This window comes from Acetobacter sicerae, from assembly GCF_011516765.1.
Classification (GTDB): Bacteria; Pseudomonadota; Alphaproteobacteria; order Acetobacterales; family Acetobacteraceae; genus Acetobacter; species Acetobacter sicerae.
This window is the reverse complement of the sequence record NZ_JAAABN010000004.1, coordinates 202,955-218,819: the sequence shown is the minus strand read 5'-3', so window position 1 is coordinate 218,819 and position 15,865 is coordinate 202,955. Positions and strand designations below refer to the sequence as shown.

Here is a 15,865-nt window from a genome sequence, read left to right as displayed (position 1 = left end):
GCGTGGTCTCCTCAGCGCAGTTTCAGCGTAGCGAGGCCGAACAGCCCCAGCACGACGGAGACGATCCAGAACCGGACGACAATCTTCGGCTCCTGCCAGCCTTTTTTCTCAAAGTGATGATGCAGCGGGGCCATCAGGAACACGCGGCGTTTGGTGCGTTTGTACCAGAACACCTGAATCACCACGGAGAGCGTCTCGACCACAAACAGACCGCCGACGATGCACAGCACCAGTTCATGTTTGGTGGCGACAGCAACAGCCCCCAGTGCGCCGCCGAGCGACAGCGAGCCGGTATCGCCCATGAACACGGAGGCGGGCGGGGCGTTGAACCAGAGAAAGCCCAGTCCCGCACCAACCAGCGCCGCGCAGAAGATGGCGAGTTCACCTGTTCCCGGAACCGCGTGAAGCTGAAGATAGTCCGCAAAGACATGATTGCCGACCAGATAGGCGATCAGCGCGAACACCAGTGCGGCGATCACCACGGGAACCGTCGCCAGCCCGTCCAGCCCGTCCGTGAAATTCACGGCGTTGCCGAAACCGGCGATCGTCACCATCGCGAAGATCGGGAAGGCGATGCCAAGTGGCAGCAGGAAATCCTTCACGAAGGGAAAGGCCAGCTGGTTGGTCAGTTCGGGCGGCATCATCTGCTGCATCCACCAGCCCGCGATCAGGGAGGTGGCGAATTCGCAGGTGAGACGCGTCTTTTTCGACACGCCATCCGTGTTGCGCCGGGAAAGCTTGAGGTAATCATCCGCGAAACCGATGGCGCCGAAAGAGGCCGTGACAAACAGCACGGCCCAGACAAAGCCATTCTGAAGGTCGGCCCACAGAAGTGTGGACACAAACAGCGCAATCAGGATCAGGATACCGCCCATGGTCGGCGTCCCGGCCTTCTCCAGAATATGGCGCTCGGGACCGAGGGCGCGGATGGGCTGGCCCTCACGCTGGATGCGCTTGAGTTCGCGGATCACCGGATTGCCGAGCAGCAGGGCAATCGCCAGAGCGGTCAGACAGGCTCCGCCAGCGCGGAAGGTGAGATAGCGGAACAGGTTGAGAAACGTCGTGTGACCATGTGCGTGATGGGCGACCAGCAGATACAGCATCAGACGCTCTCCGCTTTCAGCGCATCCACGACAACCTTCATCCGGCTGCCGAAGCTTCCCTTGACCAGCACGGCGTCACCGGGTTGCAGGACAGCCCGCACAAGCGGCGCAAGCGCCGTGGAGTTCTCCTCCCAGCTTCCCCGACGGGAAGAGGGCAGGGCGTCAAACAGGTCTTTCATGTGCGGTCCACAACAGCATACAAGATCGGCCGCGGCGCTGACCGCCGGCTCAAGGGAGAGATGTTCCTCGCGAGCGAAGTCACCCAGTTCGCGGATGTCTCCCAACACGGCAATGCGGCGTTTTGCTGGCAGAAGTGCGAGCACACCAAGGGCGGCTTTGATCGACAGGACGGACGCGTTGTAGCTCTCATCCAGCAGGAGAGCTTCGCCATCGAGAATGGGGGACGCCGCGCCACGCCCCGTGCCGGGTGTGAAACTGGCGAGGGCTTCCGCCGCCCGACTGAGTTCCGAACCGCTGCCATGCAGGGCCGCGACGACCGCCAGAGTGGACAGCGCATTACGGGCGAGATGTTCGCCGGGCGCGCGAATTTCGACGGGAACCGCAGTTCCGGCCACATGGGCGACAAACCGGCTGCCTTCGCCGGAGAGTTCAGGATCGGTGAGGCGCGCTTCACTGGTCTCGGCGAAACCGGAGCGCCAGAGCGTGACACCGGCTGCCTGCGCCATGTCGGTAAAGATCGCCTGTCCTTCCGCATCGTCCGGCACGATGGCGATACCGCCACGTGGAAGGGCCGCGATAATGGAGGCTTTTTCCCGCGCAATGGCGTCGAGGCTGCCCATATGGCCCAGATGCGCCGAGCCGATCGTGGAAATGACGGCGACATCGGGCCGTACCAGTTCAGCCAGCGGGGCGATCTCACCGGGATGGTTCATGCCGATTTCACTGACGCAGAACACGGCGTCCCGTGGCAGTCGGGCAAGCGTCAGCGGCACGCCCCAGTGATTGTTGTAGGAAGCGGCGGAAGCGTGCGTCCTGCCGAGCGCGCCAAGCGCCACCCGCAGCATTTCCTTGGTCGTGGTCTTGCCGACACTTCCCGTCACGGCGATGACATCGCCCGTAAAGCGGGCACGCGCCGCCCGCGCCAGATCCCACAGTCCGACCATCGTGTCGCCGACAATCAGCAGACGCGGATCAGTGGGATCAACGTCTTCCAGTTCGTCCGTGCGATGCACGAGAACGGCTGCAGCACCCTTGTCCAGCGCCATGGCGACATGGGCATGACCGTCCGAATTCTCACCCAGCAGGGCGATGAACAGATCGCCTTTCGCAAGAGTGCGGGTGTCGATCGACACACCGGAAACCGCGATCGCATGGCCATCTTCAGAGCCGAAGCGTCCCTGTGTCGCGGCGGCCAGCTCTTCGCCTGTCCAGAGAATGCTCACAGTTCCGCCGCCAGATCTTTCACCACACTCACATCGTCAAAAGGCTGCACGACGTCGCCGATGATCTGGCCCTGCTCATGTCCCTTGCCCGCGACCAGCAGCACGTCACCCGGCTGAAGCTGGCGCAGCGCCTCCGCGATGGCCGTTCTGCGATCCGCGATCTCGATGACTTCCTTGGGCGCACCGGCCAGAATATCGCGCCGGATGTCTGCCGCGTCCTCGCTGCGGGGGTTATCGTCCGTGACGAACACCACGTCAGCCCGCTGCGTGGCTTCCTGCGCCATGAGAGGCCGCTTGCCCTTGTCACGATCGCCGCCCGCGCCGAAGAGGATCAGCAGACGACCTTTGACATGCGGACGCAGGCTGTCGAGCGCCCGGGCCAGCGCATCCGGCGTATGGGCGTAATCGACATAGACGGAAGCGCCGTTGGGAAGCATGACGGCCTGCTCCATGCGTCCGCGCACACCCCGCAGCGTCGGCAGCAGGGTCAGGGCCTGTTCCATGTCGGTTTTGTCCGGTCCCGCCAGAGCCACGGCGAGCAGGGCGTTATCCACCTGAAAACGACCCGGCAGAGGCAGGGTCACGTCCATTTCCTTCCTGCCGATTTCAAGCCGCAGAAGCTGGTGTCCGTTCGGCAGCGCCTTGTGCGCCACCAGCCGGATCGTGGTGCCCTTGCGCCCGACCAGCCGCAGGTCGAGATCACGGCGGCGCTGGATATCGCGCAGGGCGTCGAGCGTGTCTTCATCCATGTCGGCATTGGCGGCCGCAAGACCGCCGCCGGGGAGAAGTGTGTCGAACAGGCGCAGCTTGGCCGTGCGGTAGGCTTCCAGCGAACCATGATAATCGAGGTGATCGCGGGTCAGGTTGGTAAAACCGGCGGCGGCGATCTTCACCCCGTCCAGACGGCGCTGGTCCAGGCCGTGGGAAGAGGCCTCCATCGCCACATCCGTCACGCCACGTTCCCGAAGAGCGGCGAGCGCTTTCGCCAGCGTCACCGGGTCCGGCGTGGTGAGGGAGGGGATGCGGAATGGTAATTCAACGGGGGAAATCAGCCCCAGCGTCCCGAAGCTCGCGGAAGTGCGGCCCATGCCCTGCCAGATCTGGCGCAGGAAATCGACGGTGCTGGTTTTTCCGTTCGTGCCGGTGACGGCGACGATATGCTCGGGCTGCGGACCGGCGAGGGTCGCGGCCAGAATGGCGAGCGAGCGACGCGGCGTCTTTGTAAAGACGGTCGGCGCCTGCCCCTTTATGGCCTGTTCCCCATCCGGCACGAGAATGGCGGAGGCTCCCGCCGCCAGCGCGTCGGGAATATAGATGCTGCCGTCTTCCTGTGTTCCCGGAAGCGCCACAAACAGGGAGCCGGGCTGAACCTGTCGGCTGTCAGCCGTGACGGACGTGATCTCCGGGTCATTCGTCGCCAGAGCGTCTGATGTCAGGCCGGATTGGGAAAGGAGAGAGGAAAGTTTCATGATCTAGCCCTGTCCGCCTTCCTGTTGAGAACTGTTCTGTCTGTTTGCAGCATGTTTCATGATGTTCGGATCGCCTGCCTTCAGCGATTTCTTTCTCTCCGCTTCCTCAACCCGCTTCTCCTCGGCGGCGTGCCTTGGATCTCCGGGATCATTGCCGGGACCGAGGGGTCTTACACCTCTTGGCGGAGAAGGGCGCATGGGAATGGAGAGCGCCGCGTCGATCTGCGGTTCATGCGCCGTGTCGGGGAACACCTGCAACATCGGTCCAATGCGGGAGATGATCCGGGCGACGGTCGGGGCAGCGTTCCATGCGGCTGTCGTCCAGCCATGTGTCGCAGCGGTTCCTTTGGGGCTGTCCAGCATGACATAGACAGCGTAACGCGGCGCGTTCATCGGAAAAATGCTGGTAAAAGCGGCAATGTTTACATGCTTGAGGTAGCCGCCATGCGGACCGATCTTCTCGGCGGTGCCGGTTTTGCCGCCAACGTAATATCCCGGCACCTCTGCCGTCTTGCCGGTGCCGAGCTTGACGTCCAGACGCAGGATCTTGCGGAGCGTTGCGGAAATTTCGGGCGAAAAGACGCGCTGACCCTCTGGAGTGACAGGGGTGTCCGCTGTTTCGGCTCCCTCTGCGCCTGTAGTCGTGTCCGGCAGTGCGTTTTCGATGTTGGGTCCGCCTGAAATGGACGGTTCGGACGCCATGTCCGATGTGCTTCGGGCGCTGGCGTCCTCGTCCCGCGCAAGAAGGGTCGGCTTGACCAGAATGCCGCCATTCACCGTCGCCGCCGTGCCACGCACGATGGCAAGCGGCGGCTCAGCCACACCATGACCGAAGCCGACCGTCATCACGGTTGAGATGCCCCAGTTCCGGCGCGCCGGGATGATCGGATGTCCTGCTTCCGGCAGCTCGACCGGCACCGGCGCGAAGAACCCCATGCCCCTGAGCCAGTCCTGCTGTCTCTGCGCGCCGACATCCAGCGCGATATGGGCTGCGGCGGGGTTGGACGAGAACGCCATGACTTCCGGCAGTGACAGCCACGGCGAGAAGTGGTCGGTCTTCATATCGGCGATGGTGAAGCGGCCGATGTGAATGGGAATGGAGGAGAAGCGGTCCCAGATATGGGCGACGCCAAGCTGCAGCGCCATGGCTGCCGTCTGGAGCTTGAAGGTGGAGCCGGGCTCATACATGCCCGTCACGGCGCGATTGAAGCGGGCGTCGCCGGGCGCATGGGCGAAATCGTTGGCGTTGTAATCCGGCAGACTGACCATGGCGACGATTTCGCCGCTGTTGACATCCATCACAATGGCGCAGGCCCCGATCGCCTCAAACGTCTGCATCGCGGCAGCGAGTTCTTCACGCGCCACGCCCTGCACACGGACGTCCAGCGACAGTTTCAGCGGGTTCTTGTCACTGATCAGGCGCTTGTCGAAATAACGCTCGACACCGGCAATGCCGTGATCATCAATATCCACGCTGCCAAGGATCTGGGCGGCAACCTGTCCCTGCGGGTAGTGGCGGCGCTCACCGGCCTCGAAGTAAATGCCCGGAATACCGAAATTGTTGATCGCCAGCTCCTGCTGGAGCGTGATGTTGCGCGCCAGATAGACGAACTGTTTCGCCATAGAGAGACGTCTGACCGTCTCCTCCTCATCCATCTGCGGCAGAACGGATTTCAGCTTCTTCGCCACATCCTGCGGATCAATCAGTTCCCGTGGGTTGGCGTAGAGCTGGGCGACCGGCAGCGAAACAGCGAGAACCTGATTGTTGCGGTCCACGATCATGGCGCGCCTGACCTGCGGCATGGTCAGCGTGCTGGTCAGCGTGCTTTTGGGATCGATCTTCGGAATGTCCGGCACCTGCGGACGCAACTGCCGCGCTTCCGGAGCCATGGGCGAGATGATGGTGGCGAACGTGGCCTTTAGCGCCACCGTTCCGAACAGCAGACAGAATCCGGCGGCGACTCCGAGCAGTCGCACATGCATCCGCTCCAGCTGGGCCCGTTCACGCAGATCCGCACTTGTGATCCGGACATCCTGTGGTGGATGTTCGTGATCTGATGAGGGAGACTCAGGTGGCGACGACTGGCGAGGCATGAGGGGCGGCGTATCCTCGAGGGCCCGGAAACATCTGGAAACACGTGTGCCGGAATGAAGGTCTGAAAAAGAGTCCGTGCCGGTCAGACCGGCACGACACTATAGAAACCGAAAACTGTGGCCTTAGTTTGAAACCGGCATCGGTGGGGGCAGTCCACCTCCGATTGCCGAGTGTCCAAGCAGAGAGCCGCTATAGGTTGCGCGGGCTTCCACGTAGCGCGGAGCGGTGGCCGGATGCCATGCTGCGACAGTAACTGGCGAGAGCGCCGTCGTGTGGCGTGGCGTATCATTGGCCGCCACATGTGTCACCGCATGATGTGTAACGTGAGTGACATCACTCAGGTCTGCTGTCTCATGCGTGGCGACATGCCGGCTCACACTGTTATCGGCCACGACGGTGCGGGCGCTGTGGTGAACAGTCGCCGTCTCAGGCTTTTCGCCCAGCGCCAGAGCCAGCGCATCGGTCGATGCCGGGGCGGAAGCAGTCGCATGATGCTGGGGTTTGTGCGTGACAACCGGTGTCGCGTCAGACAGGGCCAGCATCTGGGGTTTCGGGCTCTCACTCGTCAGCCTGCGCGATTCACTCGCCATATGGGCTTCCGTCACGTGCGCTTCATGCATGTGGACCGGAAGAGCCGGTGTTTCAGCCCTGGCCAGAACAACAGGCGCTTTTCTGACTGAGGTTTCCGCCACAACAGAGGCTGCCGGCTTCACAACAGCATCCCGAACACGCTCATGTTCCTGAATAGTGCTGGACGCCATGACGGCGGCGGCAGCCGTGCGGGATTCCGCTGAAGCAGGTGGGGCAACAGGGGTATCGGCACGCGCAACGACGGCGTCATGAACACTCACGGCAGCCGGCAGATGCTGTTTCAGATCCGTCATGCGAACGAACTGCTTCGGCTCCATCGGTTTCAGGCTGGAATCAAACCGGGCGGCGAGGTGAGTCAGGCGGTCGGGCTGGTTGAGCAGCGCCCACTGGGTCTGCAACACGGCGGTCTGCTGACGGATGTGCTGTGTGTCGCCAACGATTCTGGAAATCTGCTGGTCCAGAACGGTAGTCTGATGCTTCTTCGTATAGAGGTACATTCCCGACGAACCGGCCAGCAACGCGCAGAAGAAAGTGAAGGGCCTGAACATCAGACTGTTCCTTTGTCGGAAGATTTTACGGAACCGGCGCCGACATTCGCCTGTGGTTCCGCGTGCACGGTCTGTGAACCCAAATCAGTCATCTGACGATCCGAGCCGGCTCAGGGCGCGAAGCTTGGCGCTCCGGGCCCGTGGATTGCGTCGACATTCCTCATCCGAAGGCTTCATCGCCTTGCGGAACAGGAGGCTGAACGACGCTGCTTTTTTCCCGCGACTCATGGAGCGGGGGTCATGGCGTGAGAGACCGGGTTCCTGACCCGCCGCCGCCGCCATGACGCGTTTGACAATGCGGTCTTCCAGAGAATGGAAAGACACAACGACCAGACGTCCGCCCGGAGAGAGAAGAGCGAGGGCCTGTTCCAGACCGCGCTCGATTTCCCCAAGCTCATCGTTCACGGCAATCCGCAGTCCCTGGAAGCTGCGTGTCGCGGCATCGATTCCCGACTTGTCGGACGGCACGACGGAGCGGATGACCTCGGCCAGCTGAAGCGTCGTCTTCAGTTCCGTGGTCTTGCGGGCTTCTACGACAGTGCGCGCCACGCGGCGTGCATGCCGTTCCTCCCCATAATAATGGAAGATGTCGGCCAGTTCGGCTTCGGAGGCCGTGTTGACGATATCCGCTGCGGAACGACCGGCTTTTCCCATCCGCATGTCCAGCGGACCATCGTGGCGGAAGGAGAAGCCGCGCTCCGCCTCGTCGATCTGAAAGGAGGACACGCCAAGATCCAGCATGACGCCATCAACATGGTCCGTGCCAGCGGCGTGCAGCATGTCCTGCATCGTTCCGAAACCGCCGTGAAGCATCCGCAGGCGTGGCGTGCCGTCCGCAGCGTCACCCCATACACGGGCGAGAGTCTCACCACGCGCAATGGCGTCAGGGTCGCGGTCTATTCCCCAGACACAGCAGTCTGCTGCCGCCAGCACGGCATTTGTATAACCGCCGCCGCCGAAGGTGCCGTCCACATAGACTTCACCGTCCCGGGGGGCGAGGCACTCAAGCACCTCATTCCGCATGACCGGAACATGACCGGGATCGTAGTCCGGGCGGGCGGCAGCAGGAGAGTTCATCGCATTCATGCTGATCCGCCCGTCTCGCCAGTGCGATTGCCCGGCAATGTTACGCGACGGGAACGGAGTCGCGCTTCGGCCCGACGCTGCTCGGCGGCTTTCGGTTCCCAGATCTGGAAGATCCGGCCGAGTCCCATGAAGGCCACGCTGTCGGAAAGGTCGGCATGTTCTCTCAGGAAATCGGGAATGATGATGCGGCCTTCACGATCCGAGTCCATCGGATAGGCGTCCGCGTACAGCGCCGCTGCGAGGTCGTCATGTTCGTCTGAAAACATGTCCAGCCTGTCGAGCGGTTGCGCCAGAGAGGCGAATGCGGCGGACGGCCATGCCTCGATGCAGGGCTGGGTGTGGGAAGGACGCAGAACCATCAGGGCCTCACCTTCCACAGTCTGATTGCGTAGGACCGTGCGAAACCCGGCTGGAATCGAAACACGCCCCTTGGCGTCGATTCGATTCTGGTGTGTGCCGAGAAACACGCTCACCGGGTGAGAAATCCTTCATGCGCAGGGTTGCGGTCCGAGGTTGTTGGGGCCGTTTGGTTGATTCTGGGATACCATGGGATTTTATGGGCCGTCAAATGAATCTGTAATAAAAATTGGCAGAAAACCGCGAAAAAAGACAAGTTTGTCGTACTTCGTTCCTAAAAGGTTTCCAGAAAGCAGGTATCCATTAACGAAGGCGGATGTTCTCGTTATGTTCTTTTAGGGATTTCTTATTCTTGTCTTAAAAATTTCTGCTGCCTCAAAGGCGGCTCTTTTGCCGATTCTTTAAAAAGAGAATCTCGTTTCTTTTATGAGTCGAAGGAGAGGAAAAAAGTGCCAGACGGTCTGTAAGCCGGGTTCTGTCCGTTCTCCGAAGAGACCGTGACGATCATTCCTCTGGGACGTGTCTTGCAACACGCCTCACGCGACCAACCCGGACGGAAGGCGGGAGAACCTTTGGCAGTCAGGCTGCCTACCGTCCCTATTCGGTCTTGCTCCCGGTGGGGTTTGCCCTGCCGCCGCCGTTACCGGAAGCGCGGTGCGCTCTTACCGCACCGTTTCACCCTTACCTCCAGCCTGCAAGCAGGCCCGGAAGGCGGTCTGTTTTCTGTGGCACTTTCCCTGAGGTCACCCTCGCCGGCCGTTAGCCGGCACCGTTCTCCCGTGGAGCCCGGACTTTCCTCCATCACCTGATACAGGCGACAGCGATCGTCCGACCGTCTGGCAGGCGCGGACCCTGCGCGTGCAGAACTGTTCCGTCAAGATACGGCTGGACATATTCTGATGTAACCCACAGCCTGTTCAGATCATGCTGAAGATTGAAATGCTCACGGAACGTCTGTCTTTCGGAAAGATCTCTGGTTTCTTCCCCAGAGATAAACCGGATCTGACCTCCCGTCTTCTGCTGCGGGGACTTCATGCCGCCAGCCAGAGACGTCGCAAACACCGGCAGACTCTCAAAGCGCCGCAGGCGGCCCCGGCCATTCCGCACACGGTATCAGCTGCGTCGCTTGCCTATATAAGGCGTCTCACAAATCGTCCGTCATTTCCCATGCGTCTGTCCGCGCTCCCCCTGAAGCAGGTCATTGACCTGCGTGTGCCGGGCGCCACGGAACTGAGGCCGGCGCGACTCTATCTACCTTATGGAAAGGTGAGGGGCGTTGTCCTGTTTCTCCATGGGGGCGGCTTTGTGCATTGCGGCCTCAATTCCCATCACGGGATATGCTGTCGTCTGGCGCGTGCGTCCGGCGCTGCTGTTCTGTCATTCGATTACAGTCTGGCGCCCGAGCATAAATTTCCGGCGGCGGTCGAGGATGTGTGGGCAGCTTTCAGCTGGCTGGCAGCGGAAGCCTGGCGATGGGGTGGTTCAATCGCCATTGCGGGAGATAGTGCAGGTGGAACATTGGCGGCCGTTCTGTGCCAGAAAGTAAGAGAGGCCCATCGGAGTGACGCAAACCCGTCACCTCCGGCTCCCGTCATGCAGGTACTCTATTATCCGGCCACGCTTGGACGTGAGGAAACGCCCTCTCGTGAGAAGTTCGCTCACGGCTATTTCCTCACGAAAGCCATGATGGAGTGGTACGGGAGTCAGTATGCCTCATCGGAAGATGATCTGCTCAACCCTGACTTTGCTCCGGCATTACAGAAAGACCTGTCCGGACTTCCGCCCGCATGGATCATGACGGCAGAGTGCGATCCGCTCAGGGATGAGGGGGCGCTTTATGCCCAGCATCTCACGCAGGCGGGGAATGTGGTCAGCTACACCTGCGTACGCGGCACGCTCCATGGATTTCTTCTGTTCTATCCCATGATGAGAAAGGCGCGTCGTGTTCTGCGTCAGAGCGGGCACGCGTTGCGGACGGCGTTCAGGGGGCGGGGATAATGGTGAAGGTCGGGGCGGTTTTGCGCGTGCAGTTCTGCGGCTCCCCTTGAAGAATTTGCAGCGAGTGCTTTGCTGCCCTTCATGTTTCAGAGGCGCTTCCTGGACTGGCGTCCACATTCCCGGTTTTGTCCGTTGAGGAGGAAAAGAGCTTTGCAATGAGCGTTTCCTCGCTATTTCCTTCGCTCATACCGGAGAGAGCCTGCGCGTCCTGAGCCGGGGTCTTGCCGGAAGCCGTGTAGAGGGTAAGCGTGGAGGAAGACGAAGTCAGATCGGTTCCAAGATCGCCGTTGACCATTATCGCTCCTTTCACTTTGGAAGCAGCTTTTCCGTCGATCTCAGTGTTTGCGCTGATAGGAACATATCGGTCACCTTCCGGTATCAGAACCGTCGGACCGTTGGATTGGTAGACAGAGGTGGACGATGTTGATGACATGTCCAGTATGGTTGCGGCACCATTTGCATCGGAGGATGTGACCGACATGTTCGACGTCGAGGCGGTCGTGGCTGTCGGTTTGATCAGGCCAAGATCGGCTGAAAGTCTGGTCGCGGCTAAATCGCCTGATAGATCAATATACATAGTTTGGCTCCCATGCATGCTCTGTTAGTAGCTGCAGAAGTGCGGGCAATTTCCTGTGTGCCAATCATTTTTTAGAGCAAAGATATAATGAGTTAAGGCGAACCCTTTCGGGTCATCATGAAACAGGGATCATCTGGAGAGAGCGAAGACCTGTTGACTGAAGGCGTTGTATCCCGATTGCAGGGATGGGGGCGGGCGATGGTTTTGCGTGATGACTTCCGCTCCGTATCCGGATCAGAACGGGAGGCGTTGCGTTCCGGATTGCGGCGTGGCGGCGCAGATCCCGCTCATGCGCCGCGGGTCAGATTCACTGTCACCGTTCAGAGATAGGTACGCATGTGATCCCGCAATTCGTTACACTGCTTGGCATAGGTGGATGCTTTTGAGGCGGTAAAGAAATTGATCAGAAATGCGCCTGCGAGCGAGAGGAATGAGAGGATGGTGAGGATTTCGCCCAGGAGTGGCATCTCGGCGCCATAATGCACGGCTGAATACCACAGCAGCCCAAGTCCGAGGATCGCGCCAAAGATTCCAAAAACACCGGTCGATTTCATCAGGGAATCTTCAATGGCTTCAAAGGCGGATGTTTCCCGCCACAGGTCGAACAGCATGCGGTCAACCTCGCCCACGGCGTCGGCGTGACTGGACTTCTCTTCCGTGGTCCGTTTATGGGGATTCCTGCGGTGGATATCGAGTTCCTGTCGTGCCTTGGCGAAAACGCGACGGCGCTCCTTGATGGCGGGAAGGCTGATATCGACAAAGCTCAGTATGGCGACATTGAGACCGGCTGAAAGCTGAATGACAGCCTGAAAATCGCCCCATGTAGCGCTCATTGATGCTCCTGATTTTCTATTTCTGCAGTCTGTAGCGCCACAGGGAATGCGGAGATAGATGTTGGAAAGCGTAACTGCTATCCCGAAATTAACGGGCGGAAATTGGAAAATATTATAAATAAAAATGTTTGTTTGATTGTTGTTTTTATTAAATATTTCTATGTTATATAAATAAAACTATCTATTTATGGAGAAATTTCTTATGAATAATTGTAAATTAACAGATATGATAATCCATTATATTTTATGTGAGTATTTCTGATGTGATTTTCCTCATGATCCAATTCATTCTTGAGAGGCGTATCTCTCTCAGGATCATCGGATAATGCCTGTCGAATTTATTGGTTATGTCAGCGCTCAGGAGCAGACGGAGGTGGTTGGTCCAAATGGGCCTGTTGTAGATCCCGAGTATATTGCCAGCAGCGCCCTTATACAGGAAAGGGGTGGTTTTGATCGTGCCCTGATCGCGTTCCACTCGACCTCTCCCGACAGTCTGCTGGTCGCACAGCATGCGGCGTCGGCAACAGAACGTCTGGGATTGCTGATAGCCCATCGTCCCGGTTTCGCAGCGCCTACTCTTGCGGCCCGTCAGTTTGCAACGCTGGACCAATTGACCGGTGGGCGGGTCGCCATGCACGTCATTACGGGTGGAAATGACAGGGAATTGCAGGCGGATGGCGATCATCTGACGAAAGCGGAGCGCTACAGCCGCGCTGCTGAGTATATCCGGGTCGTTCGTCAGGAATGGCAGGAGAGCGCTCCTTTTGACCATCATGGCGAGTATTATCAGGTCAGAGGCGCGCATTCGGATGTACGACCGGTCAGAACTGCCGGTATCCCGATTTATTTTGGTGGCGCATCTGAAGAAGCCATTGCTGTCACGGGCCAGTACGCTGACGGCTATGCCTTGTGGGGTGAGCCTCTCAAGGAAGCAAGTGAACTGGTCGGGCGGGTAAAGGATGCGGCCGCCCAACATGGCAGGCAGATCAGATTTTCCGTTTCTTTTCGTCCAATCATAGAAAAAACGGAAGAGCTGGCGTGGGAGCGGGCTGCTTCCATTCAGGCGCTTCTTGAAAGGCGGCAGGAAGAAGAGAAAGGGCCGACAGGCATCGGCCTCGACCGTGCAGGTCGGAAACCTACGTCTGAAAACCTCCCGACGAATGAAGGATCAAGGCGTCTTCAGAAAATTGCGGCCAGAAGCAACCGCCATGATGAACGGCTATGGACGGGTGTTGCTCAGGCGACTGGTGGGCGGTGGAACTCCACATCGCTGGTCGGGACTGCGGATCAGGTCGCGGAAAGCCTGCTCCATTATTACAGGATCGGCATCGAGACTTTTCTGATCCGTGGCTTTGACCCGCTTTCAGACGCCCTGATTTATGGCAGAGAGCTTATTCCCCGCGTAAGGGCGCTCGTTGAGCGTGAAGAACGATGTGGTAGATAATATAAAGTAATATTCAAAAATACAGAATGCCAATCATCGTTTTTCGGAGATAGTTTTTATGGCCCACATTGGGTTGCGTTCCTTTCTGATCGCCTCGCTATCCGGTATTTCTACAGCACATGCCGCAACACCGCATGCTTCGACTGACCATGCAGTGCGTGCGCGCAATCCGCAGGCGACAGCAGCGCCTAAATCTGTTGAAAAACATACGGTAGCTCCAAAGCATGTTACGGGAGGATCGGAAGTCATTACGGTAAGAACAGTTCGGAATGCTCCCCGTCTTGCCCGGCATGTCCCTTTGGGTGCGCTTGGAAACAGATCCGAATTTGACACGCCTTTTTCGGTCAGTTCCGTTTCAGCCGCCAAAATTGAAGCAATGCAGGCATCCGACATCAATGATGTCATGCGTTATGAACCCGGTGTTCAGGCGAATTCCAACGGAACCTCCACGGCGTCAGGCTCAAGTGTCCGCGTGCGCGGACTCAATCTGGACTGGACCAACGGTTACAAAATAGACGGGATGGCGATCCCTTACTGGTATATTGATCTGCCGGTTGCGAATTTTGACACCATTCAGGTTTTCAAGGGAGCATCCGCTTTCATGTATGGTTTTGGATCGCCGGGTGGCGTTCTGGATTACCGTCTGAAAGCTCCGGTGGAAAACAGGAAAGTCACGCTGGAAGCGGGCTACCGTTCAGATGCGGTTTTCCGGCAGATGCTGGATGTCGGCGGCTCGCTTGATTCTGCTCATCGTGTCCAGACACGCCTTACGTTCGCAAGTGAAGTCGGGAATCAGTATAACGCCAGCTTTCTAAGAAATCTTTCGACCTCTTTCACCACAAACGTACGTATAACTGATAAACTGCATTGGCGCTTCAACAGTTTTTATCTGAACACTCTCCAGAAAGGAATGGTCAACACGATCGCGTCCGCAAATGGTGTCGGCGCCATTGAGACTATTAGCGGGCGCTCCGTCTTCGGTGCGAAAGATTCCTGGAAGACGAATGATATGAAGCGGTTCAGCACGGGATTCGACTGGGAATTTGCAAAAAACTGGTCTGCGGCGCTGACATATGGTTATACGCACCTCAATGAACAGTTCCCGTCCAACCAGATTACCTTCACCAGCCCGAATGGAGATTACTACAATCAGGCTTTCGAGCAGAAACGTGTTCTGACCTACCATCAGGTGGATGCCATCACGCAGGGACATTTCATCACCGGACCTGTTCGTCAGGACGTGATCGTGGGAATCACCTGGTTGCGGCAGATGTTCGATGCGGACGCCAATTCAGGCGCTCTTGGCCCTCTTGAATACGGTAACATTCATGATGGGAGGCCGATCATCTCGAACGCGACGAATTTCAATCCCCGTATGTACCGCTACATTGATTACCAGCAGGTCGCCCCATTCTGGAGTGATACGTTCAGTTATGGGAAATGGTCTCTGATGGCGGGAGCCCGTTACACGGATTACATGGAAAACGATTATTCGAAAACGGGTAGCCGGACGGCAGCCCATCGTAATAATCCGGTCACGCCTGTCGTCTCCCTGAGCTATAAAATCACTCCGGAAATCAATGCCTATTTCAGCTGGGTGCAGGCCATGCAGGCTGGAGGCCAGGCGGGGTCGAGCAATGTGAACTACATGCAGGTGTTCGGCCCGATACGAAGCGATCAGTACGAAGCCGGCATCAAGGTGCAGCGTAAAACTTTCAGTGGCACGCTCGCTGTGTTCCGTATGGATACAGGAGCCGCCTATACGAATGCCCAGAATTATTATGTTCAGGATGGCAAGTCCCGTTATCAGGGTGTGGAGGCATCAGCCTCATGGCTCCTGACGCGGGATCTGAACGTTAATGGCAGCCTTGCTTATCTGGACGCCCGATATGTGAAAGCCGCTGTCGGCTATGCTGGTCATAAACTGGAAGCGGTTGCGCCTTTTCAGGCTGCTTTCAATGCCGATTACCGGATACGCCCGGTCAAGGGCCTCAGCGTGAACGCCGGGTTCAATTTTGTCTCACGGAACTGGCTTGATGCCGCCAATACAATCCGTCTTCCATCCTATATCGTGGGGAATGTGGGGGCGTCGTACGCCGTGAATGTCGGGGGGCATCCGATGGTGTTTCGGGCGGCGGTCGAGAATGTTGGCAATGTTCGGTACTGGCTGAGCAGGGGGAACCGGAATCTGTTTCCCGGCGCGCCACGTACTGTGACACTGAGCGCACGTTTCGATCTGTAGCAAGTAGATTGCGGGGAAGGGGAGTGTAAGGGACGGACATCCTTTATGCTCTCATTCGGTGCGAAGAAACATAAAATCTGGGCTGTTTTTATAAAACTCGGCTCCACAGGCGTCTCAAA

12 protein-coding genes and 1 other RNA gene are annotated in these 15,865 nt (G+C 58.5%); 3 read left to right on the top strand and 10 right to left on the bottom strand.

Translation table 11 applies throughout. The annotated features are described in order from the left end of the window. Positions 1-11 precede the first annotated feature (11 nt). The 8 genes from mraY to rnpB all read right to left on the bottom strand — a co-directional run bounded on the left by mraY (position 12) and on the right by rnpB (position 9,492). Positions 12-1,103, bottom strand: coding sequence for a phospho-N-acetylmuramoyl-pentapeptide-transferase (gene mraY / locus GVI59_RS06550; RefSeq protein WP_173573491.1), 1,092 nt, complete (start codon positions 1,101-1,103; stop codon positions 12-14). Then, positions 1,103-2,506 (bottom strand): UDP-N-acetylmuramoyl-tripeptide--D-alanyl-D-alanine ligase, encoded by a 1,404-nt coding sequence (locus GVI59_RS06545; protein ID WP_173573490.1) that lies wholly within the window; start codon positions 2,504-2,506, stop codon positions 1,103-1,105. The genes mraY and GVI59_RS06545 overlap by 1 nt, the downstream gene beginning before the upstream one ends. After that, positions 2,503-3,975: a UDP-N-acetylmuramoyl-L-alanyl-D-glutamate--2,6-diaminopimelate ligase gene (locus GVI59_RS06540; RefSeq protein WP_173573489.1), complete on the bottom strand. Its 1,473-nt coding sequence runs from the start codon at positions 3,973-3,975 to the stop codon at positions 2,503-2,505. The genes GVI59_RS06545 and GVI59_RS06540 overlap by 4 nt, the downstream gene beginning before the upstream one ends. Before the next feature lie 3 nt (positions 3,976-3,978). Beyond that, entirely contained in the window at positions 3,979-5,958 is a 1,980-nt protein-coding gene (locus GVI59_RS06535; protein WP_173573565.1) for a peptidoglycan D,D-transpeptidase FtsI family protein, read from the bottom strand. Between the two features lie 234 nt (positions 5,959-6,192). Beyond that, positions 6,193-7,209, bottom strand: a complete 1,017-nt coding sequence (ftsL, locus tag GVI59_RS06530; protein ID WP_173573488.1) for a cell division protein FtsL — start codon at positions 7,207-7,209, stop codon at positions 6,193-6,195. Positions 7,210-7,293: 84 nt separating this feature from the next. Then, complete coding sequence (gene rsmH / locus GVI59_RS06525) at positions 7,294-8,295, bottom strand: 16S rRNA (cytosine(1402)-N(4))-methyltransferase RsmH (RefSeq protein ID WP_173573487.1); 1,002 nt, start codon at positions 8,293-8,295, stop codon at positions 7,294-7,296. Further along, complete coding sequence (mraZ, locus tag GVI59_RS06520; RefSeq protein ID WP_173573486.1) at positions 8,292-8,768, bottom strand: division/cell wall cluster transcriptional repressor MraZ; 477 nt, start codon at positions 8,766-8,768, stop codon at positions 8,292-8,294. Before mraZ ends, rsmH begins: the two co-directional genes overlap by 4 nt. Before the next feature lie 332 nt (positions 8,769-9,100). Further along, positions 9,101-9,492: RNase P RNA component class A (gene rnpB, locus GVI59_RS06515), an RNA gene on the bottom strand. Between the two features lie 84 nt (positions 9,493-9,576). On the opposite strand from rnpB, the gene GVI59_RS06510 reads away from it, so the two are divergent. After that, on the top strand, positions 9,577-10,650 hold the full coding sequence (locus GVI59_RS06510; RefSeq protein WP_173573485.1) for an alpha/beta hydrolase: 1,074 nt from the start codon (positions 9,577-9,579) through the stop codon (positions 10,648-10,650). A gap of 79 nt (positions 10,651-10,729) precedes the next feature. Here the strand turns inward: GVI59_RS06510 and GVI59_RS06505 are convergent, their stop codons facing one another. Both GVI59_RS06505 and GVI59_RS06500 read right to left on the bottom strand, forming a co-directional pair. Further along, positions 10,730-11,227: a hypothetical protein gene (locus tag GVI59_RS06505; protein ID WP_173573484.1), complete on the bottom strand. Its 498-nt coding sequence runs from the start codon at positions 11,225-11,227 to the stop codon at positions 10,730-10,732. Positions 11,228-11,547: 320 nt separating this feature from the next. Beyond that, positions 11,548-12,060 carry a hypothetical protein gene (locus GVI59_RS06500; RefSeq protein ID WP_173573483.1) on the bottom strand — a complete coding sequence of 171 codons (513 nt, stop codon included), beginning with the start codon at positions 12,058-12,060 and terminating at the stop codon, positions 11,548-11,550. A 325-nt stretch (positions 12,061-12,385) separates the two neighbouring features. Here GVI59_RS06500 and GVI59_RS06495 point away from each other — a divergent pair, with 325 nt between their 5' ends. Further along, entirely contained in the window at positions 12,386-13,504 is a 1,119-nt protein-coding gene (locus tag GVI59_RS06495) for an LLM class flavin-dependent oxidoreductase (RefSeq protein WP_173573482.1), read from the top strand. A 58-nt stretch (positions 13,505-13,562) separates the two neighbouring features. Beyond that, the gene (locus GVI59_RS06490; protein WP_173573481.1) at positions 13,563-15,746 is read left to right on the top strand and encodes a TonB-dependent siderophore receptor; all 2,184 of its coding nucleotides are present in this window, start codon (positions 13,563-13,565) and stop codon (positions 15,744-15,746) included. Positions 15,747-15,865: the final 119 nt, after the last annotated feature.